The sequence below is a fragment of the Pseudophaeobacter sp. 1A09344 genome, from assembly GCF_041008745.1.
Classification (GTDB): domain Bacteria; phylum Pseudomonadota; class Alphaproteobacteria; order Rhodobacterales; family Rhodobacteraceae; genus Phycobacter; species Phycobacter gallaeciensis_A.
Genome location: NZ_JAXGFS010000005.1, coordinates 269,588 through 291,347, shown reverse-complemented (window position 1 = coordinate 291,347; position 21,760 = coordinate 269,588). Strand labels below are relative to the sequence as shown.

General features: G+C 60.8%; 17 protein-coding genes. 7 read left to right on the top strand and 10 right to left on the bottom strand.

Annotated elements, in window-relative coordinates:
* Position 1: 1 nt before the first annotated feature.
* From SM765_RS11355 to SM765_RS11335, 5 genes are all read right to left on the bottom strand, one after another.
* Complete coding sequence (locus SM765_RS11355; protein WP_274830221.1) at positions 2-1,426, bottom strand: circularly permuted type 2 ATP-grasp protein; 1,425 nt, start codon at positions 1,424-1,426, stop codon at positions 2-4.
* Positions 1,427-1,685: 259 nt separating this feature from the next.
* Complete coding sequence (locus SM765_RS11350; RefSeq protein WP_368981505.1) at positions 1,686-3,743, bottom strand: pyridoxamine 5'-phosphate oxidase family protein; 2,058 nt, start codon at positions 3,741-3,743, stop codon at positions 1,686-1,688.
* Positions 3,744-3,791: 48 nt separating this feature from the next.
* On the bottom strand, positions 3,792-4,412 hold the full coding sequence (locus tag SM765_RS11345; protein WP_274830219.1) for a glutathione S-transferase family protein: 621 nt from the start codon (positions 4,410-4,412) through the stop codon (positions 3,792-3,794).
* Positions 4,413-4,686: 274 nt separating this feature from the next.
* The gene (locus SM765_RS11340; protein ID WP_274837835.1) at positions 4,687-5,538 is read right to left on the bottom strand and encodes a polysaccharide deacetylase family protein; all 852 of its coding nucleotides are present in this window, start codon (positions 5,536-5,538) and stop codon (positions 4,687-4,689) included.
* A 44-nt stretch (positions 5,539-5,582) separates the two neighbouring features.
* Positions 5,583-6,200, bottom strand: a complete 618-nt coding sequence (locus SM765_RS11335) for a TetR/AcrR family transcriptional regulator (protein ID WP_274837834.1) — start codon at positions 6,198-6,200, stop codon at positions 5,583-5,585.
* 148 nt (positions 6,201-6,348) lie between these two features.
* Between SM765_RS11335 and SM765_RS11330 the strand changes: the two genes are divergently transcribed.
* The 7 genes from SM765_RS11330 to SM765_RS11300 all read left to right on the top strand — a co-directional run bounded on the left by SM765_RS11330 (position 6,349) and on the right by SM765_RS11300 (position 12,792).
* Positions 6,349-7,407, top strand: a complete 1,059-nt coding sequence (locus SM765_RS11330; protein WP_274837833.1) for an ABC transporter substrate-binding protein — start codon at positions 6,349-6,351, stop codon at positions 7,405-7,407.
* Between the two features lie 59 nt (positions 7,408-7,466).
* Positions 7,467-8,276 (top strand): ABC transporter permease, encoded by an 810-nt coding sequence (locus SM765_RS11325; RefSeq protein WP_274835125.1) that lies wholly within the window; start codon positions 7,467-7,469, stop codon positions 8,274-8,276.
* Positions 8,276-9,067: an ABC transporter ATP-binding protein gene (locus SM765_RS11320; RefSeq protein ID WP_274837832.1), complete on the top strand. Its 792-nt coding sequence runs from the start codon at positions 8,276-8,278 to the stop codon at positions 9,065-9,067. The genes SM765_RS11325 and SM765_RS11320 overlap by 1 nt, the downstream gene beginning before the upstream one ends.
* A gap of 24 nt (positions 9,068-9,091) precedes the next feature.
* Complete coding sequence (locus SM765_RS11315) at positions 9,092-9,859, top strand: SDR family NAD(P)-dependent oxidoreductase (RefSeq protein ID WP_274837831.1); 768 nt, start codon at positions 9,092-9,094, stop codon at positions 9,857-9,859.
* A complete protein-coding gene (locus SM765_RS11310; protein WP_274835122.1) occupies positions 9,856-10,587 on the top strand; it encodes an SDR family NAD(P)-dependent oxidoreductase in 732 nt (243 codons plus the stop codon). Before SM765_RS11315 ends, SM765_RS11310 begins: the two co-directional genes overlap by 4 nt.
* 15 nt (positions 10,588-10,602) lie before the next feature.
* Positions 10,603-11,574 carry an agmatinase gene (gene speB / locus SM765_RS11305; protein WP_274835121.1) on the top strand — a complete coding sequence of 324 codons (972 nt, stop codon included), beginning with the start codon at positions 10,603-10,605 and terminating at the stop codon, positions 11,572-11,574.
* Positions 11,575-11,808: 234 nt separating this feature from the next.
* Positions 11,809-12,792 carry a cyclase family protein gene (locus SM765_RS11300; protein WP_274835120.1) on the top strand — a complete coding sequence of 328 codons (984 nt, stop codon included), beginning with the start codon at positions 11,809-11,811 and terminating at the stop codon, positions 12,790-12,792.
* Positions 12,793-12,880: 88 nt separating this feature from the next.
* Here the strand turns inward: SM765_RS11300 and SM765_RS11295 are convergent, their stop codons facing one another.
* The 5 genes from SM765_RS11295 to SM765_RS11275 form a co-directional block, all read right to left on the bottom strand.
* On the bottom strand, positions 12,881-13,447 hold the full coding sequence (locus SM765_RS11295; protein ID WP_274837830.1) for a hypothetical protein: 567 nt from the start codon (positions 13,445-13,447) through the stop codon (positions 12,881-12,883).
* Positions 13,448-13,580: 133 nt separating this feature from the next.
* A complete protein-coding gene (locus SM765_RS11290; protein WP_065272813.1) occupies positions 13,581-14,915 on the bottom strand; it encodes an HlyD family type I secretion periplasmic adaptor subunit in 1,335 nt (444 codons plus the stop codon).
* Positions 14,912-17,365, bottom strand: coding sequence for a type I secretion system permease/ATPase (locus SM765_RS11285; protein ID WP_274837829.1), 2,454 nt, complete (start codon positions 17,363-17,365; stop codon positions 14,912-14,914). Before SM765_RS11285 ends, SM765_RS11290 begins: the two co-directional genes overlap by 4 nt.
* 94 nt (positions 17,366-17,459) lie before the next feature.
* Positions 17,460-19,373: a hypothetical protein gene (locus tag SM765_RS11280; protein ID WP_274837828.1), complete on the bottom strand. Its 1,914-nt coding sequence runs from the start codon at positions 19,371-19,373 to the stop codon at positions 17,460-17,462.
* A 237-nt stretch (positions 19,374-19,610) separates the two neighbouring features.
* Positions 19,611-21,068 (bottom strand): hypothetical protein, encoded by a 1,458-nt coding sequence (locus tag SM765_RS11275; protein ID WP_274837827.1) that lies wholly within the window; start codon positions 21,066-21,068, stop codon positions 19,611-19,613.
* Positions 21,069-21,760 lie beyond the last annotated feature (692 nt).

The window sequence follows — 21,760 nt, the reverse complement described above, 5'->3', positions numbered from 1 at the left end:
ATCAGCTCTCCAGGACCCAGGTGTCTTTGGTACCGCCGCCCTGGCTCGAATTCACCACAAGGCTGCCCTCGGTCAGGGCAACGCGGGTAAGACCGCCCGGCGTAATGTTGATCTCCTTGGGCGAAACCAGCGCAAAGGGCCGCAGGTCGACATGGCGCGGGGCCAGGCCCTTTTCAGTGAAAATTGGCACGGTCGACAGGCTCAGCGTGGGCTGGGCAATATAGTTGGCCGGGCGCGCGATCAGTTTTTCCCGGAAGGCCTCGATTTCCTTCTTGCTGGCCGCGGGGCCAACCAGCATGCCGTAGCCGCCCGATCCATGCACCTCCTTCACCACCAGGTCGGAAAGGTTATCCAGCACGTATTTCAGACTGTCCGGCTCAGAGCAGCGATGCGTCTCCACGTTTTTCAGGATCGCCTTCTCACCGGTATAGAACTCAATGATCTCGGGCATGTAGCTGTAGATTGCCTTGTCATCAGCCACCCCCGTGCCCGGCGCGTTGGCGATGGTGATGTTGCCCGCGCGATAGATATCCATGATGCCCGGCACGCCCAGCATGGACTGGGGGTTGAAGGTCAGCGGATCAAGGAAATCATCATCGACCCGGCGATAGATCACATCGACAGTACGGTATCCGCGTGTCGTGCGGACCTTGATCCGTCCGTCGATGATGCGCAAATCGTGCCCCTCGACCAGCTCAACGCCCATCTGATCGGCGAGAAAGCTGTGCTCGTAATAGGCCGAGTTGTGAATGCCCGGCGTCAGCACCACGACAAAGGGACGCCCTTCGCAATTCGGCGGAGCCGATGCCTCAAGCGAGGCGCGCAGGTTCTTGGGGTAGTCGCTGACCCGCTGCACTTTGATCTGGCTGAACAGCTCCGGGAACATCTGCAGCATCGTCTCGCGGTTTTCCAGCATGTAGCTGACCCCGGAGGGCGTCCTAGCATTGTCTTCCAGAACGAAGAACTCATTCTCGCCCGTGCGCACGATGTCGGTGCCGACGATATGGGTGTAGACGCCGCCAGCGGGAGTGAAGTCGATCATCTGCGGCAGGAAGGCATCGTTTTGCGCAATCACAGAGATCGGTACGATGCCCGCCCGCAGGATTTCCTGCCGGTTGTAGATATCGTGCAGAAAGGCATTGATCGCCCGCACCCGCTGATCAACGCCGCGGGCAAGCGTGCTCCACTCCCGGTTCGATAGAATCCTGGGTATCAGGTCGAAGGGGATCAGCCGTTCTTCCGCATCATCCTGACCATAGACATTGAATGTAATGCCGGTGCGTCGGAAAAATCGCTCCGCCTCTTCGGATTTCTGGGCAAGGCGCACAACGTCCTGCTGGTTGAACCATGCATGGTAGCGGTCGTAGGGACCCCGCACACCGTTTGAGCGACACATTTCGTCGAAAAATTTATCTTCACTCGTCATACCTAACCGTTGCCAGACACTTGGCTAAGCACAAGGCCTGACGACAGTGGCGCCTCTGTGGTGTCCCTATGATGCCTGTTTTTTGGGCGTGGGTGCGTGTTTATGGGCAGGCGCCAGATTGTGGCTCTGATCCCGCTGGGGTCTATTGGCCGAGAGCAGACGCAACGCAAACCGACCGGCAGGAGCAGAGAATGACTGAAGACGAGCTGTCAAATGTTAGTCCAAAGGCTGTTGCAACTCCGCCATCATGCACCTCCGCTCACAAGTCGAGCTCGATTGTGTCAGAGCCTTTGGCCGGAACCGAGCAACAGAGCAGTGTTTCACCCGGCGGCGGGGTGATAGACGGGTCCGTTGTATAGGTGGTGGTGCCACTTTTCAGCCGGGTGCTGCACATGCCGCAAGTACCCGAGCGGCAGCTAAATTCTGGCGTGAGCCCATGGGCTTCGGCCATTTCCAGCAAGGACCCGTCTTCTGGTTGCCATGGCATTTCAAACCCGGATTTCGCAAAGCGCACGACCGCTTGCTCCGCGGCAGGTTCCACAGGCTGAGGTGCGGTGGCTTTCTTGCGGACGAGCGATGACGGGCCAAACGCCTCGGCAAAGATGCGGTTGTCTGGGACGCCCAAGGTCAAAAGGCTGTCATAAATCGCCTGCATGAACCCTTCGGGTCCACAAAGGTGGAAATCAAAATCGTCGAGCCAGAGCGCCTGGCGCAGGATATCATCGTCGATGACGCCGGTTTTCCAGACCGGACCTTTCGCAGCGCCCTTGGCGGGCTTTTCCGACACCAGCGGCAGGTAGCGGATCTGTCCGCCAGAAGCCTGCGCCAGTTCATCTAACTCCCGTGCGAAAGCCTGGACCTTGGTGTTGCGGGCGGAATGCAGCACCGTGATCTGGCGGCGATGCCGGGTGCGCAGACCTTCGCGCAGGGCATGGCGCACCATCGCAACCATCGGCGTGATCCCGACACCGCCTGCGATCAGGACTGCGGGGCGTGTGGCAGAGGCATCCAGCGTGAAACCGCCGCGCGGCGCCTTTGCCTCCAGCTGGTGGCCGCTCTGGATTTTTTCGTGCAGGTGGCGGGAGACGCGACCCTGTTCCTCTTTCTTCACCGAGATCCGGTAGAAGGGTTCCCCGGGCGCAGAAGAGACGGTGTAGGTGCGCAGTAATGGGGTGTCCTCTCCGGGCAGCGGCACCCGCAGGGTCAGGAACTGCCCGGCCTCGAAAGGCAGAAGCGGCAGGCCATCCGCCGGTTCAAGGTAGAGGGACCGGATCTCCGCGCTTTCGTCCTCGATGCGGGACACCCTGAAGGCGCGCCAAGCGTTGCGGTGCTCTTCGGCCTTCTCGTGCGCATCTGCATCGGTCCAGGTGTCGGTCAACAGCGTGTTGGGGGAAAAGGCCCCTTGGCCTGCGCGGAAGGGCAGCGCATTCTCGGTCCAGAGGCCATGATGGAAGGTGAAACGCCAGCCGCGCTGCGCCCCCTGGAAGGAGGAGATGACGGGATCATCCGCTTCCAGAAGCTCTACGGTTCCGGTCAGCTGCAACAGAGTCCCGGTCGCAAAATCCGGGATCAGCAGCCCAGCACGCGGGTTCAGCAGGAAATTTCCCAGCGTGTTGTAGTAGTTGTTCCCCGGAAATTCGGGAATGGTCAGCGTATTGCCTTCGACGTGGATGAAACCGGGTCGACCGCCGCGGTGGGAGACGTCTACCCCTTCTCTTTCAGGAGTGTCGCCTGCCGGAATGTGGCTGGAGACAAAGAAAGTATCGGCGGCTTCGATCAGCGACCGGACGCGTCCTTGCAGATCTTTGATCGGCTCTGACTGACGCCGGACGTCTCGGATGTCTGCCGCTTCGAGCTGGCGAAGCTGGATATACTGCGGGCAGTTGCCGAAGGACTGGTCCACCTTCAGGGTGAGCGCCTTTTCGGACAGGGAGGCGATGCGGCCATTGACCCGGTTGCGGCGGCGACTGTGCAGTTCGATCCCCAAAAGGCCCAGCCGGGCCCCGGTGCGCAATTCCGAATGAACGGGGTCGCCCTCAGCAGCGGACAGGCTGATCGTCAGATGCTCCGGATCGGGGGAGCGGATGAAGCCCGGGGCACTGGTCAGCAGGGTGGCCCAGGGCCAGCCCTCTGCGTCAACGGCACCTGCCGCGATAAAGGGCAGCTGAGCGTAAAACTCCCGGTGCTGATCTGGCATGAATGGGCGGATAACCCGGCGGCCGAAGACTTCCATGGCGGCGCGTTTACCTGTGCGGCGCTGCATTTCCTGTTCGCCTTCGTGGAAGGGCGAAGATACGTTTGAGACAGAAGAAGACATCGGACCCTCCGGGGTATCTGTTGTTGTGATTTGGGCCGTGCCCGGCGGTTAGGCTGCTAGGCCGACCTTGGTCACGGGCATGGCTTTGAAGCCTTTCAGACCTTCGACATTGGCCAGCAGGCGACGCAGGTTCGGGTAGGCCTCCAGCGAGATGCCACCTTCGGGCGCATGCGCGCTGTAGGAATAGATGGCGATGTCAGCGATGGTCGGCTCGGTGCCCACCAGGAATTCACGACCTTCCATATGCGCTTCGATCTTGCCAAAGGCGGTTGCGGCCGTTGCCGCACAGAATTCTGCGTCAAACGGTGCATTGAAGACGTTGATCAGACGCGCTGCTGCCGGGCCAAAGGCGATCTCTCCGGCGGCGAGGGTAAGGAACTTTTGTACTTCGGCTTCCAGAACCGGATCAGAGGGCAGGTAGGCCGGTGCATATTTGCGCGCCAAGTAAACGAGGATGGCGTTGGAGTCAGCGATTACGGTGTCGCCGTCTTCGATCACCGGCACTTGCCCGGCGGGGTTCAGGGACAGGAACGGCTCTGCCTTATGAGCACCTGCAGCGAGATCGACGGTGATCATCTCGTGCTCAATTCCGGCAAGGTTTGCGAACAGCTCTACGCGGTGCGAATGGCCGGACAGGGGGAAGCCGTGAATGCGGATTGGTTGGGTCATGGTCTTTTTCCTTGGATACTGATGTTTCAAGTAGGCAAGGGGACTCTATGCTAGCGTTCTTTTGGCGATAATTGACTTTCTTGCGGAATTACTGTGTACATTTTGTGGATTAACTTGTCGCCGAAAGGATGCGCGTAACCGCAAGCACAGGTACGGCTGTTGCGGCCCGAACCTCTTTCACGGCCAGCTCTGGCGCACCGCGACGACGTGGGGCCACCGACACGCAAACCGGCGGCGCCCTTTCAGAATGTCTCACTTGGAACCGCGCCGGATTTTATCCGATCACTTCCGTTCTCAGAGTGTTGCTGTTGTCTCGCGCGTGCCCGGCGATCTGCTCCAGAGGCGCGAACCAGACATCGCCCCGTTCCAGAACCGCCTCCAACTGACGCTCCATCTCGCGCCAGCGCGCCAGACGACCGGTCAGGAAGGGATGCAGGACCGGCATCCAGAACCCTCCCGCTTCGTACATCGCCTCGAATTCTTCAAAGAACGGCGCGATCCCCTCGCGCGGGCCGCGAACGGGCATCAGGTAGTCGATCTCGGCAAAATGGGCGAAGGGCGGCCAGTCGTCGGTCCCCCAATGCGGCGGCATCTCGATGATGCTGCCTGTGCCTGTTTTGACAAGGTAGGGCAGTTCATCCGCCATCATCGAGCTGTCGTATAGGAATTCATGCGCGATCAGCCGGTCCACCATCGCAGGCGTGATGCTATAGACCGGCGCGCGATAGCCGCGCGGTTTGCGGCCCGTCAGTTTGACATGCACCTCTAGGGCGCGTTCGAACAGTTCCGCTTCTTCGGCATCGGAATGCCCCATCGGATCCTCATGGCGCCAGGAGTGATGGCCGATCTCATGCCCGCCTTCAAGAATGGCCTCGACCGTCTTTGGGTAATTTTCCATCACCCAGCCCGGCATAAAGAAAGTCTGGGTCAGGCCAAGTCGGCGATAGGTCTCCAGAATACGGGGAACCGCCACCGTCGGCCCGTAGCGCCCCATGGAAATCGGCTGGAGCCGCAACTCTGCATCATCGCGGCAGGCATCCCGGATCAGGGAATCGGCATCGATATCAAAGGTGATTGCAGCCGCACATCTCTTGCCATGGGGCCATTTGATGGGATGTAGAAACATGTGAATCCTTGTTTGGTCTTGCCGTGCGCCGGACTATCCGCCGGTCAGGACGTTGCGATGTGGAGCGAAAACAGCGCCTCAAGATCGCGGCGGAACCGACGCGCGATCTCATCACTGTTGATGTCGTCCGAACTGATGAACTGGATGAAGCGAGCGTTCTGAAGGTGGAACAGCGCCTTGCCCAAGCCTTCTGCATCGACCGAAGGCGGCAGGTCCCCCGCCTCTTGCAGGGCCTTGATTCTGCGCACCAGCACCTGCGCCAGTTCCTGATCCAGTTCGAAATAGGTCTGGCTGAGCGGCGATCCCCCGTTGAGAGTCACCGCAGAAATCACCTGGCGCCAGATCTCCTTTTCCAGGTTGGACATGGCGTGATCAACGATGGTTGATGCAAACTTCGCCGCGATTTCGATCAGATTGCCCGATTCTTGGGCAAGTTCACGGTCGAGCCGGTCGATCAGCTGCGCATCGCTTTGCGTGACCATGGCAAGAAGAATGCCCGCCTTGGTGCCGTAATACTTGTGCACGGTGACGCCGGAAACCCCGGAGGCTTCTGCGATCGCTTCGATCGTCGTCTTTTCAAATCCCTGTTTTAAAAAGAGTTTTCGGGCGGATTCGACGATGCGCCTTTGACGGTCTTCTTTCTGTCGTTCTCTCAAACCCACGGTCGGATACTCCGGTTTTCTGCTGCTACGGGGCCATCTAATCAAACACCGCATAGGTTAGTCCACTTAAAAAATTAGTTGCATTAAGTTTTTTACGGGATACGCTTTTTACCAAGTTGCACCCGAAACCGAACAACGAGGAATAGCCATGCGTTCTTTTACTAAACTCGCTTCAGCTGCCGCGGTGGCACTGGGCCTGGGGGCAGGTGCTGCCGCCGCTGATACTGTCAAGGTTGGCGTCTGTGTGTCCTGGCCCGGCTACGCGATGCTGGAGGTTGCCCGTCAGAACAATCTGATCCCCGACCACGACCTGCAGATCACCATCTTCGAAGATCCGCTGGGCGGGCACGCGGCCCTCGCGGCGGGTCAGCTCGACGTTTACGGCTGCACAGCGGATTACACCCCGCTGACCGTCGACCGTGGCACCGATGTTGTGAACGTGGCCTTCCTCAACCCCTCTTACGGCGTCGACCACATTATCCTGGCCCCTGAAATTGAGGCCGCCGATCTGCCCGGCAAGAAGGTTGCGGCGCCGCAGGCCTATATCGGTCACCTGCTGATGGGCATCTGGCTGGATTCGCTTGGCGTGACCCCGGATCAGGTCGAATGGGTGAACCTGAATGCAGACGAGGCCGTTGGTCCGATGCTGTCGGGCGATCTGGCGGCGGCCTATATGTATGAGCCGTGGATCTCCAAGGTGCTGGAAGCCAGTCCGGGATCGAAAAGCGCTGTCAACACCGCCGATCCTGAGGTTCTGAAGACCGGGATCTTCATGGATGCGCTCTACATGAACAAGAACTTCATCGCTGAAAAACGCGATGTGGCGCTGGCGGTGCTGAAGGCACGCTGGGATGGTCTGGGATACTGGAACCAGAACGTGGCCGAAACCAACAAGGCGATGGCAGAGTTCCTGCAATGGCCGGAAGAGGACATCGGGTATGTAATCGGCACCAACGGCAAGAGCTTTGAAGGCGGCATCTACATGCTCGACTTTGATGAATCCGCCCAGCTTTGTGGTGTTCTGGACGGCGAGCCGCCCTTTGGCATGGCCAATGGTTCCATGGTGGATTCCGTTGCGCTGACCAATGACTGGTGGGTTAAGCTGGGCCTGATGGACAAGACTGTCGATGCCGCTGCCGGGATCGACTGTAGCCTGATGGGTGATCTGGCCGCTTCTGGCTACCGTCAGTCGCTGACCGCCAATTAAGCTAAAAAGCAGAAGCGCCATCCGGTGCTTCTGCCCCTTCCGCCAACGGAGGTAATCCGGTGCCCTCGCCAACCCGCTCCAAACGCTTTCTGGAAATCCGCATGCCGGTCACCCGTCGGCAACGCATGGTCTCTGCCTTTGGCATCTGGGCCGTGTTCTTTGCCGTCTGGACCTTGGCAGCAGCCACCGGACTGGTGAATGACCTTCTGGTTCCCTCGCCGCAAAAGGTGTTCAGCGCCACCTATGATCTGTTTGCCGCGCGCGATTTCGCCAGCGATGTGCTGGTGTCGATCACCCGCGTGTTGGTGGCCTTTGCCATGGCTTGCGCCGTCGCGGTGCCATTGGGTGTGATGATGGGCACCTTTGCCTCGATCGAGGCGATCTTTGCGCCTTTCGTGTCGGCCTGGCGCTACCTGCCCGCGCCGTCCTTTATTCCGATCCTGTTGATGTGGTTCGGCACCGGCGAAGCCCCCAAGCTGGCACTTCTGTTCATCGGCGTCATCTTCTTCCTGATAACCCTGATCATGGATCACACCAAGAACGTGCGCAAAGAGCTGATCGAAACTGCGCTGACACTGGGCGCGAACCGCTATGTCGTGGTGTTGAAGGTCGTCTTCCCCGCCGCGCTGCCCGATATCGTGGTGGCGATGCGGCAGATGCTGGCGATGGCCTGGACCTATCTGGTGATCGCCGAGATCGTCGCCTCAACCACCGGCATCGGCGCCATGATGATGCGGGCGCGCCGCTTCCTCAAAACCGATGAGATCCTGGCCGGGATCATCGTCATCGGCGCCCTTGGCCTGCTGTTTGATCTCCTCTTTGCCGCGCTGCACCGCGGCCTGTTCCCCTATCTCAAGGAAAAACGCTGATGACCGCAACGCTGGTTGATATCTCGAACCTGTCCAAGGCGTTCGACATCGGGCGCGGGCAGAAACTTCAGGCGGTGCAGGATGTGTCATTCTCCGTCGAGAAGAACTCCATCTGCGTGCTGCTTGGCCCGTCGGGCTGCGGCAAATCCACCATCCTGCGGATGATTGCAGGGCTTGAAACCGCAACCGAGGGCGAGATTATCGTCGGCGGGCGCAAGGTTGACGGGCCGGGGCGCGACCGGGGCATGGTGTTTCAGGCCTATACGTCGTTTGACTGGCTGACGGTGCGCAAGAATGTCGAATTCGGCATGAAAATCAATGACGTGCCCGCGCAGGAGCGCCGCGAACGGGCCGAGCATTTCCTCAATCTGGTAGGCCTGTCGAAATTCGCCGACGCCTATCCGTCGCAACTGTCCGGAGGCATGCGGCAGCGCGTGGCCATTGCCCGCACGCTTGCCAATGATCCCGAAGTGCTCCTGATGGATGAACCCTTTGGCGCGCTCGATGCAGAAACCCGCTGGCTGATGCAGGAGCTGATGATCGATGTGGCGGAAAAGACCAACACCACCATGGTGATCGTCACCCATGATCTGGAAGAGGCGATCTTTCTGGCGGACAAGATCGTTTTTCTGTCGAGCCACCCGGGCCGCCTGAAGGAAGAGATTATCCCGGCTTTCAAGGATGGGGCGCGCATCGCGGACAAGGAACGCATCGTACGCCTTGAGGGCTACGGTGCGCTGGAAGAAAAACTGATGCGGCTGATGCGCGAAGAAGGGCACCGGGATGAATAAGCCAAACACAGACGGAGGCGCAGCATGAGCGTGAGTTTCGATTTCTCCGGCACATCCGTTCTGGTCACAGGCGCCAGCAGCGGCATCGGCTACGGCGTGGCGATGGGCTTTGCACGGGCAGGGGCCGACCTCACGATCCTGTCGTCGAGCGATGCGATCTTTGACGCCGCCAAAGAGATGCCTGGCAAGGTGCAGGCGATCAAATGCGATATCTCGGATGCCGCAGCGGTGACACAGGCGCTGGCGCATATCGAGAAACTGGACGTGCTGATCAACAATGCCGGGCTGGAGCGCCCGACGCCGCTGACCGGCAAGAACCCTGAGGGCAACGCCACCTTTGAACAAATCGTCGGGATCAATATCACCGGCACCCAGAATGTGACCGATACTCTGGTGAACCGGATCAGCGACGGCGGGCGGATTATCATCACCGCGTCCATCTGGGCCAAGACCGCCGTGGGCGGGTTCTCGGCCTATGTCGCCTCCAAACACGCCAATGTGGGCCTGATGCGCACCTGGGCGCAGGAGCTGGGACCGCGCGGCATCCGTGTCAACGCCGTCTGTCCGGGGTGGGTCAAGACCGGACCTGCGATGAACTCCCTGCGGGAACTGGCTGAAACCAGCGGCCAAAGCGAAGAGGAATTGTTGCAGGAAATCGTATCTGCACAGGCCATCGGCGGGCTGATGGAACCGGCGGATATGGCTGCGACCTATATGTTCCTTGCCAGCGATGGTGGCGCGAATATCACCGGGCAGGCGATCAACGTCGACCGGGGCGAGGTGATGGCATGAGCCTGCAAGGCCAGACCGCGCTGGTCACCGGTGGTGCGCGCGGCATTGGGCGGGCGGTCTGCCTCGCGCTTGCCGATCTCGGCGCTGATGTCGGGTTCTGCCACTATGAGGACCCCGAGGCAGACGCTACTTTGGCCGCCATCAACGAACGCACGCGCGGTTTTGCGATGAGCGCCGACGTCGCCGATGAACAGGCCGTCGAGGGGTTTTTCAACGCCGCGAGCGAGGCCCTTGGCGCGCCTGACATTCTGGTGAACAACGCCGGGATCCTGCGCGAAAGCCCACTGGCCGAAACCGAGGCCGCGGATTTCGACCGGGTTATTGCGGTGAACCTGCGCGGCAGCTTCCTCGTCTCCCGTGCTTTTGTCGGCCGAACGGACAGCGGGCGGATCATCAATATCGCCAGCGATCTTGGCCTGCTGGGGCGCGAAAACATGCTGGCCTATACCGCATCAAAAGGCGCCATCATCACCATGACCCGGACGCTGGCGCGCGAACTGGCGCCGGGGATCCTGGTCAATGCTGTGGCGCCGGGCTCAATCGAGACCGACATGACCAGCCCCCAGAACATGAGCCCCGAGGCCATTGCCAAGGATCTCGACACGCCGCTGGCCCGCTTTGGCCAGCCGCGCGAAATTGCCGATATGGTCGCCTTTCTCGCCAGCCCGCAGAGCGGTTTCATCACCGGGCAATGCTTTGGCGTCAACGGCGGCAGCGTCATGTTATAATCAAGGATACCCCCCATGACTGACTCTTTCTTCCACCCGGTTTCCGGTTTCGATGTGCCGCGTTTTGCCGGTGTTCCGACCTTCATGCGCCTGCCGCATCTGTCGCTGGATGATCTGCGTCTGAAGGACGTGCAGGTCGGCCTGATCGGAACCCCGTGGGACAGCGGCACGACCAACCGCCCCGGCCCACGCCACGGACCGCGCCAGCTGCGCGACATGTCGACAATGATCCGGGCGCAGAACGGCGCTACCGGTGTGCGCCCGTTCGAGATGGTGAACTGCGCCGATCTGGGCGATGTCGGGCCGAACCCGGCGGACCTGCATGACAGCATGGACCGGATCACTCAGTTCTACGATCAGGTCGTGGCCGCCGGTGTCATCCCGCTGACCGGCGGGGGTGATCATCTGTGCTCGCTGCCGATCCTGCGGGCCCTTGGCAAGAGCGCCCCCTTGGGCATGATCCATTTCGACAGCCACACGGACCTGTTCAAGGATTACTTCGGCGGCACCCAATACACCCATGGCACGCCCTTCCGCCGCGCCATCGAAGAGGGCCTGCTGGACCCCAAACGGGTCGTGCAGATCGGCATTCGCGGTACCACCTACGACAGCGAAGACCGTGACTTTGCCGATGCGGTCGGCGTGCGGGTGATCGCGATCGAAGAGTTCCACGCCCGCGGCCCAGAGGATGTGATGGCCGAAGCCCGCGAGATCGCAGGTTCGCAGCCGACCTATGTCTCCTATGACATCGATTTCGTCGATCCGGCCTTCGCACCGGGTACCGGTACGCCCGAGGTCGGCGGCCCGAACTCGTTCCAGGCGCTGCAGGTTGCCCGTTTGCTGAAGGGGGTAAACATCGTGGGTGCCGATCTGGTGGAGGTCTCGCCGCCCTTCGATCAAAGCGGCGCGACCGCCTTTCTCGGGGTCTCCATCATGTTCGAGATTCTGTGCAACCTGGCACTGGCTCTGGGGGAACACTCAGAATAACTTGGAGCGAGACAGCGCATCGCGGATTTCCAGATGGCATATGGGCCCGTGAAATGGGTGCCACAGACCAATAGGAGAGGCGGAGCGCTGTTTCTGCTGCATGCAATGTGACGCAATCTGCTGGGTCACCATTGCTGACGTGGTATCAACACTCAATTGCAAAGCGCACGGTTTTTCGCATCAGGCACCCAGGCGATGCTTTTCCGGATTCGAAAAGCACCTGAGGAGACCGCAATGCGCTTCACAACTCTACTGGCGGCCACGCTTGGCCTTGCCATGGCCGCGCCCGGCTATGCCGGTGACAGCACCCCCACCGTCGGCACCAGCCCCTGGGGACCCAAGGATGAACTTGGCGCCTTGAACCTGATGACCGAAGACACTCGGGCAGCGATCCTGTCCCGTGTTGCGGGGGGGCAGGTTTTCGACCTTTCCGTCGAGTATTTCATCGGCATGCCGGGCTGGCACGCGGCAGGCGATCCCCGGTACCAGTTCTGGATGACCCATACCCCGCGCGGTGCGGCGATTGATGACCCGCTGGGCGTTGGCCGGGATATCGGCGAACACGTCAGCTACACCGGATCGGCGGTGTCGATGTATACCCATACCGGGACTCATATCGACGCCCTGAACCACTTTGGTCTCAACGGTGAGATTTTCAACCATTTCAGTGCGGATGAACATCTGGGCGATACCGGTTGGAAGGTCACCGGCGCAGAGACGATCCCCCCCATCGTGGCCCGTGGCGTGCTGATCGATGTCGCTGCGGCAAAGGGTGTGGAGATGCTGCCCGAAGGCTACCGCGTTACCCAGGCGGATCTGGAGGCCGCGCTGGAGGCGCAGGGTGTTGCCTTGCAAAAGGGTGATGTGGTCCTGATCCGGACTGGACGCATGCAGGTCTACGAAGAGGCTGACCAGTTTTCTCACAACCCGCCGGGTCTTGGCATGGAAGCGGCGCGCTACCTTGCCGAAGAATCCGGTGCGATGATCGTCGGCGCCGACAATCTGAGCTTTGAGGCCTTCCCGTCAGAGGTCGAAGGCAATTACGTGCCGGTGCATACCTACCTTCTGTCGCAGGTGGGCGTTCCGATCATCGAACTCGCCTATCTGGAAGAGTTGTCCGCCTCCGAGGTTTACGAGTTTGCCTTCGTGGCAGGCTCGCTCAAGCTGCGCGGTGCGGATGCGGCTCCGTTGCGCCCGATTGCAATGCCCCTGCAATAAGGCGCCGGACGGGCGGCTGGAGGTCAGAGGTCAGCCGCCCAACATTGTTCTTTTGATCGCCGCCCATCAGGTGTGGGGCTCGGATGGCTCAGCCTTCCTCGGTCATGCGGTCCGATCTTTGCGCATGCCGTTCCGCCACACGCGCCCGGGATGCGGCTAGATGTGCCCGCGCAGCGCGAGCCCGGTCCTGCAGCCTGTCATCAGGCACTTCAGGTGGGAAGCCGCACAGAACGTTGAAGCCTTTGTGGTCAGTAAACGCCCACTGAGCTGCCAAAAGCTGGTAGCATTTCAGATCCCAACCCTCTTCATCCGGTTCAAATCGGATACGCCAGTTGCCCCTTACCTGAACCGGCAGGCGCAGCCGCCGGATCTGCATCATGGCCTCGTGGCCGTTTGTCGCCGTGCGCAACCCCTGTTCCCGCAGTTTTTTGATCCGGTGCAGCAGGCCTGCTGCCTCAGGTTTGCGGCGGCCGGCAAAAAGCACTTCGATCTCTGCGTCGGGTCTGACGATCCCCTTGATCAGCAGATCTCCCCGGTTGTTGCGGTTGACCACGGGGATCAGCTCCACAGGCACATCGCGCAGCTCGCGCTTGAACAGGCCGGCGTCTTCGCTTTGCGGAGTCACGTGCTTTTGTTCTAGGCGTCTGTTCGTCATGCGAATGTCCGGGCGCTGGTTCATGGGGCAGACAGGGCGATAAATGCTATCGTCCTGCTTTCACCCGAAGATTTACCGCGCGCCGGTTAACAGGGCATTGAAAACAGTGTCTTTCTGCGACCAAGCCACGGGATCATTGCTCCCGGAATGCGCGTGACATGCTGTCCTTCACCGGTTTGATCAGATATTCAAAGAAGGTCCGTTCCTCGGTTTCGATCATGATGTCGGCAGGCATCCCAGGCACCGGCGCGAAGTGCGACACCCTCGCATATTCCGCTGACGACAGATCGATATGGGCGACATAGACCTCGCGGGCGATGCCCTGCGAAGTGTCGGTGATGGAATCCGCCGACAGGTAACTCACGTGACCGGTCAGCATCGGCGTGGTGCGCCGGTTCAGCGCCGAAAGCCGTACCGCCGCGACCTGTCCGACGCGGATACTGTCGATATCAGTGCGCGGCACCAGGGTTTCGATCAGCAGGGGTGCATCGGCGGGCAGGATCTCGGCGATGGGTTTGCCGCTTTCGATGACGCCGCCAGAACTGTGGTAGTAAAGGCGCACGATGGTGCCGTTGACGGGCGCCACTACGGTCGAGCGGGACAGCACGTCCTTGGCCTTGCGGGCCTTTTCGCGGATCGTGTCCAACTCGGCCTGCACCGCCTGCAGCTCATCCAGCGCCTTGCGCCGACGTTCCGTTGTCAGTTTTTCGATCTCCAGCTCAAACTTAAGCCGGGATCGTTCTATTTCTTCAACCTCTGATTCAATCCGTGCGATATGGCCGTCTGTCTCCAGCATGGCGCGGCGCACATAGTTGAATTCGGGGCGCCGGATCAGGCCGCGTTCCAGCAGGGCTTCCTTGTCGCTTAGCTCTTCGCCGAGGTTCACGCCCCGCGCGCGATAAGCGGCCAGCTGCGCCTTGTAGCCCTTGCTGCGGATTTGAAGCGAGGCGATGCCATTCTCCAGAATCTCCAGCTCCTTTTGCTGCATGTGCCGGGCCGAGGCAAAGGATAGCCGCTGATCCTCAACGATTTGGGCCACCTGCTGGTTCTCTTTGGCCAGTTGCAGAAGGCGGGGGGAGAACGTGACCTCCTCCGCCTCATCATATTCGGCCCGAACCCGCGCTTCGGCGGCCTCAAGCCGCGCCTTGCGGAACTCCATTTCGCGCAGGTCGGCCTGCGCCGCTGTCTGTTTCAGCTGGATGATTTGATCGCCCTTGCTGATGCGGTCGCCCTCGGAGACAAGGATTGCTTCGATGATGCCGCCTTCCAGGTGCTGGACGATTTTGTTCTGGCCGGTGGCGACGAAGCTGCCCTGTGAAATCACCGCCGCCGCCAGTGGTGCGCGGAAGGCCCAGGTGCCAAATCCGCCAAAGGCGATGGCAAAGAGCGCGATGCCAAAGATCACATGCTTGCGGATCGAGCGGGGCACCTCGTGGTGCCATTCCATGAGATCGACGGTCTGTGTCATTGCGCGTTCCCCCCTTGTGTGGGCGTGGTGCCCCCTTCGGGACCACGGGCGTTGCCTTGCTGGAAATTGGCCAGCTGCTTCAGCACTTCATTGCGATGCCCCATCAAGGCGACATTGCCGTCCGACAGCAGCATGATCTTGTCGACAACGCTCAGCAGCGTTGGTTTCTGGGTGATGACCACCACGGTGATCTTGTTCTCCTTGGCGTGCTGAATGGCGCGCGCCAGCGCCTGATCACCCGCGACATCCAGGTTCGAATTCGGCTCGTCCAGAACCAGAAGCCGCGGATTGCCAAAGAAGGCCCGGGCTAGGGCGATACGCTGTTTCTGCCCACCCGACAGGGGCGATCCATCCGCTGCCACCATGGTTTCATAGCCCTGCGGCAGTGACGCGATCATGTTGTGCACGTCGGCCAGTACCGCGGCGCGGTGGATCTGCTCGTCGGTGGCATCATCGCGCATCCGGGCGATGTTCTGTTTGATGGAGCCGGGGAACAGCTGCACGTCCTGTGGCAGGTAACCTATGTTCTCGCCCAGCTGGCGCGGCTCCCAGTTTCGCAGATCCATCAGGTCAAGCCGGACATTACCCGAGGTTGGCAGGATCGACCCCACCAACATCTTGCCCAGTGTCGTCTTGCCGGCGCCGGAATTGCCGATCACCGCCAGCGTATCGCCGGGTTCCAGCGAAAATCCGACAGCATTCAGAACCACCTGTTTGGTGCCGTTCGGGACATATAGCAGCCGCTCCACATCCAGCCGACCTTGCGGGTCGGGCAGGCGCAGCCGTTCGAACTGATGGGCAGAGCGGGTGAGAAGGTTGGAAATCCGGCCATAAGCCGAGCGCGACAGCAGGAAGGCGTTCCAGCCTTCGATGGCGCCTTCGACCGGGGCCAGCGCCCGGCCGGCAATGATCGAGGCAGCAATCACCATGCCGCCGGTAATCTCCCCGGCAATCGCCAGATAGGCGCCCCATCCCAGCATGCCGACCTGTGTCAGTAACCGCACGCCGCGCGACAGGGTGGCAGACATCACGTTGCGGTCTTGCGCGCGGACCTGCGAGGTCAGCGAAGCCGCAGTGTCGCGGCCCCAGATGGTGACCGCCTCAGGAATCATCGCCAGCGCGTTGATAATCTGGCTGTTCCGGGTCATGGAATCGAGGTGCATATTCGCTTTTGACTGCGCCAGGTTCGCCTCGGCAAAGGGGCGCGCGGTCATTTTCTGGTTCACGTTTGCGATCACCAGCAGAACGATTGCCGTTCCCGCAACGATATAGCCCAGATGCGGGTGCACCAAAAAGATCGCGACCATAAAGATCGGCGCAAAGGGTACGTCGAGAAAGGACATCAGCGTGCCGGAGGTGAGGAAACTTCGCACCTGCTGCAAATCGCCCAAGGCCTGATACTCGCGCCCGGATCCATGCAACGAGGCATGCGCCGCCGCGCTCAGGATCGGCGCGCCAAGGCGGGCGGCCACCTCGACCGCGGTGCGCATCAGCATGAAGCGTCGCACCGCGTCAAAGACTGACTGCAGGATCACCGCGCCGGCAATCACCAGCGTCAGCATGATCAGCGTATCCACCGAGCGGCTGGTCAGCACGCGGTCGGAGATCTGAAACAGATAAAGCGGGATGGCCAGCACCAGAACATTGGTGGCGCAGGTCATCAGCATCACGAAGCCCATATTACGCCGGACCGCCACGACGCCTTCGCGCAGGCTCTTTTCGTAGTTCTGTGGTCCAAGCCGCCGGTGGAACCGTGCAGGCCCGCCACCGCCGCCATTGCCGCCTCCGTTGCCGCCATTGCCGCCGCCATTGGCAGGGGGCTCTGCGGCGTCGTCCTGCTTGCGCACACGGGTATTGATCTGCCCCTCCAGCGTTGTCCCGCCCAGCCCGCGGGCCGGTGGGGTCATGCGGCCTTCCTCGGGGGCTTTCTGTTTCGCTCTGGCAGTCTGTAAGGCCTGAGAGATCGGCCCGGCCTTGGGGGCTGGCCGGGGTTTGGAGGAGGGCGTGGTTTCGGGCGCGACTTCCGGGTCGGCAGCCTTCATCGTCTCAGGTGTGATCTCGGCCTCTGCCGGGGTAGGTTGCGGCATTGCGAGAGAGGGAGGGCTATCGCTTGCGGCAGGTTCGTGGCCCGAATTGGGAGACGTCGGTTCCTCGGTGGGTCGGCGCATGTGGCGTTCCAGGCAATAGGGCGCGGGATCCGGTTTGGCCTCCGGCTGCTCCGGCCCGAACCGTTCCAGCTTTTGCTGGTCTTGATCGTCGGTGACCAATGTCAGAGTGCTTGTTTGCTCTTCCTGTTGCGGAGCCGTGGCTACGGTGTGCGGGAAGCCTGCGGTTCGACCAGATTTTAGTGAGGCTGCGGCCTTTGCCTGCAAGACCTGCAGATCTTTTTGGTTGTCGATTGCTTCTTCTTCCTCGGTGCCGCAGCGTGCATCGTATTTGGTAATTTTCATGACACTCCCCCTGTGTTTCGTCCCTGTTTCTCGTCCGTGTGTTCGTCCCTGTTTCTCGTCCGTGTGTTCGTCCCTGGTCTCAGTCCCTATTGGTTCAGGCCAGCATCGTCTGCATGACATCCAGATGTGCGGGCGCATCGTCTTGAACCGCGGTTGACGCGGCTGTGTGATCCGCATCCGCGGCGTTTCCGGTGGCATTCAGATCGGTCAGAAAGGCAACCGCTTCGCTTGCCAGTGGCGCTTCGGGGCCGGGCGCAAGACGCACATCGGTGGGCGGCGCATCGCCGGAAATCAGCTGGGCCTGGTACAAGACCGCGTCGGAAAACACCGATCCGCCCGACATCACATGAGAAGGCAGACCATTGTCGAAGATCGTGGCCAGATTTACGGTCGCATTGGCGCCCGTGCTGACCATCGCCGCATCACTCGGAGCCTCAGGGGGCTCGGGGCCGTCCGGGGCGTTGGGAATGTCGATCAGGTCGCTGTCGGAGAGGACATTGATCTGGGTGACCTCGCGCATTTGGATGAGGTCGCCGCCGACATAAAGGACGCTCAGCACCTCCTGGGGGGGCCAGAGGCCGCTGGTCAGAACCGGTGACAGGTCGGGCGCTTCGGGGTCGAACCCACCCAGCAGAGCGCGGAAGTCCCCGGTGAGGGCGCTGATCTGGTCTTCTCCGGTATGGGTGATCGACGCGCTGTTGATCAGCGCGTTGTCGGAGCTTTGACTGGCTGCAGCGGGTTGAGAAGCCGGGGTCGGTGCGGGATGGGACAGCCAGAAATCTTCATCCAGCAGGATATTGGTCTGCGAAATTATGTTTTGCGAAATCATGTCGCCGGCGACAAGGATCAGGTCGTAGGCCTGACCAAAGGTGCCGGTGAAGTTGAAATTGACGGCTTGGTTTTCACCGGTGGACAGGGTGGTTTCGCTGCCGGAGGTGGTGAAGGAGACCGTATCCTCATCCCGGATCATATTGATCTGGTGAATCCAGTCATAGGTGATCAGGTCGTCCTCGATACAGGCGAGGGTCACCGGGCCGGGCAGACTGCCCGCGCCGCCGGTTGCGGGCGGGGTGGTTTCTGTCGGCTGCCCGTCAAAGCTGGCTGCGTTGATCAGCTGGTTGTCCTCTTCGGGCCGCGCAGCGTCATCCCGCAGCACGTTGACCTGCGAAATCACATCCAGGCTGGCCACGTCGCCCCCGACCGCGATGACGGCCGCATCGACGCCGCCGCCGCTGATTATCGCTTCGTTGAGAGCGAGGTTCTCGCCAGTGGTCTGGGTTGGGGTGTCGGCCGCCTGTGGTGTTTCGTCCGTTTCTGTTTCGGCATCGGGTTGCAGGGGTTGCGGCAGTGCGTCCTGCCAGGCGGGTAGCTCCGGCTCTGCCTCACCGTTCACTGTCACACCCTGCAGGGATGTGCCCGTGGCGATATGGACTGTAGCGGCCGGTGTCTGCGCCGCAGCATCATCGGCGCGGACGAGGATCTGCGTGACGATCGTTTCGCCCACCTCGGCCGGGCTTGGCAGGTCGTTCTCCTCTGCCAGATCGTCAGATTGACTGGAAAACTGATTGGTAGCGAGGGTGACGGCCTCAGGATCCAGCACCTGCAAGCGCGCGGCCACCACCTGTAGCTCCATCAGGCTCTCACTCTGTGTCTGTACGAAGCCCTGAGCGGTTTCTGCGGATACGTTCAGATTGTCTTGATCCACTAGCGTGTTCACCTGCAATGTAACATGTACGGAAGCGCCCGGCGGCGGTGCTTCATGGACTGGCGGCAGGGCGCCGCTCGGCCCGGCAGCACTGGCCTGCTCCAGCGGAGGCGCCAAGGCGCCTGACGGCAGGTGGACATCAGGCGGTGCCAGAGAGGTTTGCGGAAGAGGCTGTGGCGCCCGTGGCGCGGGTGTCGGTGCCGGAAGGCTGTAAGGCGTGGCATCCTGAGCCTGCGGGGCGTACCCCTGTGGGCCGTAGACGAAATCGCGGGCTGCGGAGTGTTCCTGCAGCAGGTCGAGCATCTGTTTCTTTTGTTGGAACCGGAAGCTGCTATATTCAATACGTGACTGTGTATTTTCGGTAACCGTTTGAAAGAGGCCGATAAAATATGCGATCGCTTCTGTCGTCTTGTCCATAAACATGGCGGACGCTACCGATACGGAAAAAGAGTTTCGGGGCAAGCCCGCGCGATAGATACGCCGCGCGGGCCGGTTTCTGGTGGGGTGTCGGCACGTTGTCCGACACCCCCGGCTGTGGGGTCAGCCGTCGTCTTCGCCGGTCAGGGTGTAGGTCGAGTTCAGATCGTGACCGACGGTGGTCATGTCCACGGTATTGCCAAGGACATTTGCACCCATGGTGATCGACTGGTTGAACGCCGTGGTGTCCAGGATCGCATCTGCCGAGGCATAGGATTCGCCTGTGACGAAGCCGTCATCCCCGTTGTGCGATCCCCACATGCCGCCGCTGCCGCCGCTGCCGCCGTCGCCACCGACGGCCATTGCTGCGTCGCCGCCGATCACCGAGGAATTGGCCGCGCCTGCAGTGGTGCTGCCACCAACCGCGCTGCCGGTTGCGCCGCCTGCACCACCGGCTGCGCCGGCTGCACCAGCCGCACCAGAGGCTGCGCTGGAATGTGCGCCCGCAGCGATCCCGCCGCCTCCGGCCATGGCGCCAGAGCTGGCCGCCGCGATCGCCGCAGCCGCATCGCCGCCTTCCAGGAAGTCGAGCAGGCCAAGGTCAATACCACCTTCGACCGCTGATGCACCTGCAGCCGCGCCACTGGCCGCTGCACCGACACCGACGCCAACATTCACGCTGGTGGCATCGGCCGCGCCGCTGGCGCCGCCCTGAGCAGATGCTGCGCCGCCGCCGCCGCCATCACCGGATTCGACATCGTCGGATTGCGACCAGCCGCCAAAGGCTGCGCCAAGCGCGTCACCGCCGCTGGAACCGGCGTCACCGCCGCTGGAGCCGCTGCCACCTTCGGCCGCGATGCCTTCGTCAGCCTCTGCCGAGCCACCGGTGGCACTGCCATTCTGGTTGAAGCCGGCGCCGGAATTGGTGACATCCGGATCATGCAGCGAGTCGTTGTCATTGAGCTTGTTGTTCATGACGTTGACGGTGCCGACATCATTGCCCGGGCCGTTGAGCGCATTGTTGAGCAGGTTTTCCAGGTTCACGTCATCGCCGATGTCGTAGTGCATATCGCCGTCTTCGGTCATCAGCACATCACCAATCGAGGAGCCACCCTGCACGTCGATGTCGGCAAAGTCGTCATCGTTGGGCATGTAGCCTTCCATATCGATATCGATATCCACGTCCACGTCCGTATCGGTGGTGTGGGAGCTGTCGGTGGCCGTGCGACTGATATTGGTGTCGCTGTTGGTCGTCGTGGTGTTGTTGTTGTTGGTGTTGCTGTCCGTATTGGTGTTGGAATCGACGTCCTCGTTGTAGTCGTAATTCCAGTTGCCATTGGCGTTACCGTTGGCGTTGCCGTTCAGGCTGGCGTTGCCATTGAGGTTCAGGTTGCCGTTGCCATTACCGTTAAGGTTGAGGCTTTCCTGGGACTGCGCCTGACCCTGACCTTGGCCCTGGGCTTGCCCCTGACCTTGTCCTTGATCCTGGTCCTGGGTTTGTTCCTGATCGCCGTTGTCGTTATAGGTCACCGGGCTGTTGTTGAACCATCCGAGCGCGGTTTGATTGTTTTTGATAGACATTGCTTTGGGTCCTTTGTCGGTTTGCCCGCTGCGACCGTCAGTCATCTCTAAAACGGCCATCTCCGGGCGGTTGAGTTCAGCCGGGCATGTGTGTCCGGCTGGCTTCGGGGAACGCCGCCTTCAGCAGGCATTGGCATTCCGGGCGCTGCAATAAGCGCTGGACCAGAGTGCGCGTGGACCGGGTGAAAAAATAGCTGGATGAAATATTAATGCTCGAACCGGCGTGGTTTCTTTCCGTTTAGAACAAATGGGCAAAGTTTGTAGTGGGATTCGGAAAGTCGGGCAGGGGGCTACTACCGATTCGGTCTATTTCAGCAGAAGCAAGCCCTTTCCGCAAAGGACCCAGGTCAGCGGCTGTCAAGAGGATGGTCAGCGTCGCGTCGACTGAAAAAATGTTAGTTAATATAACGTTAAGATTTTCCTGATGCAGGGCGCTCGCCCCGGGGCAGGTGGCTTCGCGTTAAGTCTAAAGATTAATATAAATTAGAATTTCACCTCTTGGTTCGATTTGTGTAATGTTTATGCAGAGGTGGTCGCGCCTAACAGCGCCGGGGGGCCATCCCGATGGGGGAAGCTGACATTACCGGCGACAAAAACCGCACCCTTGCTGTTGAGGATTGCGACAGACACCCGATGTAAAAATATTGCAACATTTGAAGCCGGACTGTTGAGCAGTCGGTCCCGACCTCGAT

Bases quoted from the DNA above. Each gene is read 5' to 3' on its own strand.
- SM765_RS11275 (WP_274837827.1), bottom strand. From the start codon at position 21,068: ATGTCTATCAAAAACAATCAAACCGCGCTCGGATGGTTCAACAACAGC.
- speB (WP_274835121.1), top strand. From the start codon at position 10,603: ATGACTGACTCTTTCTTCCACCCGGTTTCCGGTTTCGATGTGCCGCGT.
- SM765_RS11310 (WP_274835122.1), top strand. From the start codon at position 9,856: ATGAGCCTGCAAGGCCAGACCGCGCTGGTCACCGGTGGTGCGCGCGGC.
- SM765_RS11340 (WP_274837835.1), bottom strand. From the start codon at position 5,538: ATGTTTCTACATCCCATCAAATGGCCCCATGGCAAGAGATGTGCGGCT.
- SM765_RS11280 (WP_274837828.1), bottom strand. From the start codon at position 19,373: ATGCTCGACCTGCTGCAGGAACACTCCGCAGCCCGCGATTTCGTCTAC.
- SM765_RS11320 (WP_274837832.1), top strand. From the start codon at position 8,276: ATGACCGCAACGCTGGTTGATATCTCGAACCTGTCCAAGGCGTTCGAC.
- SM765_RS11315 (WP_274837831.1), top strand. From the start codon at position 9,092: ATGAGCGTGAGTTTCGATTTCTCCGGCACATCCGTTCTGGTCACAGGC.
- SM765_RS11285 (WP_274837829.1), bottom strand. From the start codon at position 17,365: ATGAAAATTACCAAATACGATGCACGCTGCGGCACCGAGGAAGAAGAA.
- SM765_RS11300 (WP_274835120.1), top strand. From the start codon at position 11,809: ATGCGCTTCACAACTCTACTGGCGGCCACGCTTGGCCTTGCCATGGCC.
- SM765_RS11355 (WP_274830221.1), bottom strand. From the start codon at position 1,426: ATGACGAGTGAAGATAAATTTTTCGACGAAATGTGTCGCTCAAACGGT.
- SM765_RS11345 (WP_274830219.1), bottom strand. From the start codon at position 4,412: ATGACCCAACCAATCCGCATTCACGGCTTCCCCCTGTCCGGCCATTCG.
- SM765_RS11330 (WP_274837833.1), top strand. From the start codon at position 6,349: ATGCGTTCTTTTACTAAACTCGCTTCAGCTGCCGCGGTGGCACTGGGC.
- SM765_RS11290 (WP_065272813.1), bottom strand. From the start codon at position 14,915: ATGACACAGACCGTCGATCTCATGGAATGGCACCACGAGGTGCCCCGC.
- SM765_RS11350 (WP_368981505.1), bottom strand. From the start codon at position 3,743: ATGTCTTCTTCTGTCTCAAACGTATCTTCGCCCTTCCACGAAGGCGAA.
- SM765_RS11295 (WP_274837830.1), bottom strand. From the start codon at position 13,447: ATGACGAACAGACGCCTAGAACAAAAGCACGTGACTCCGCAAAGCGAA.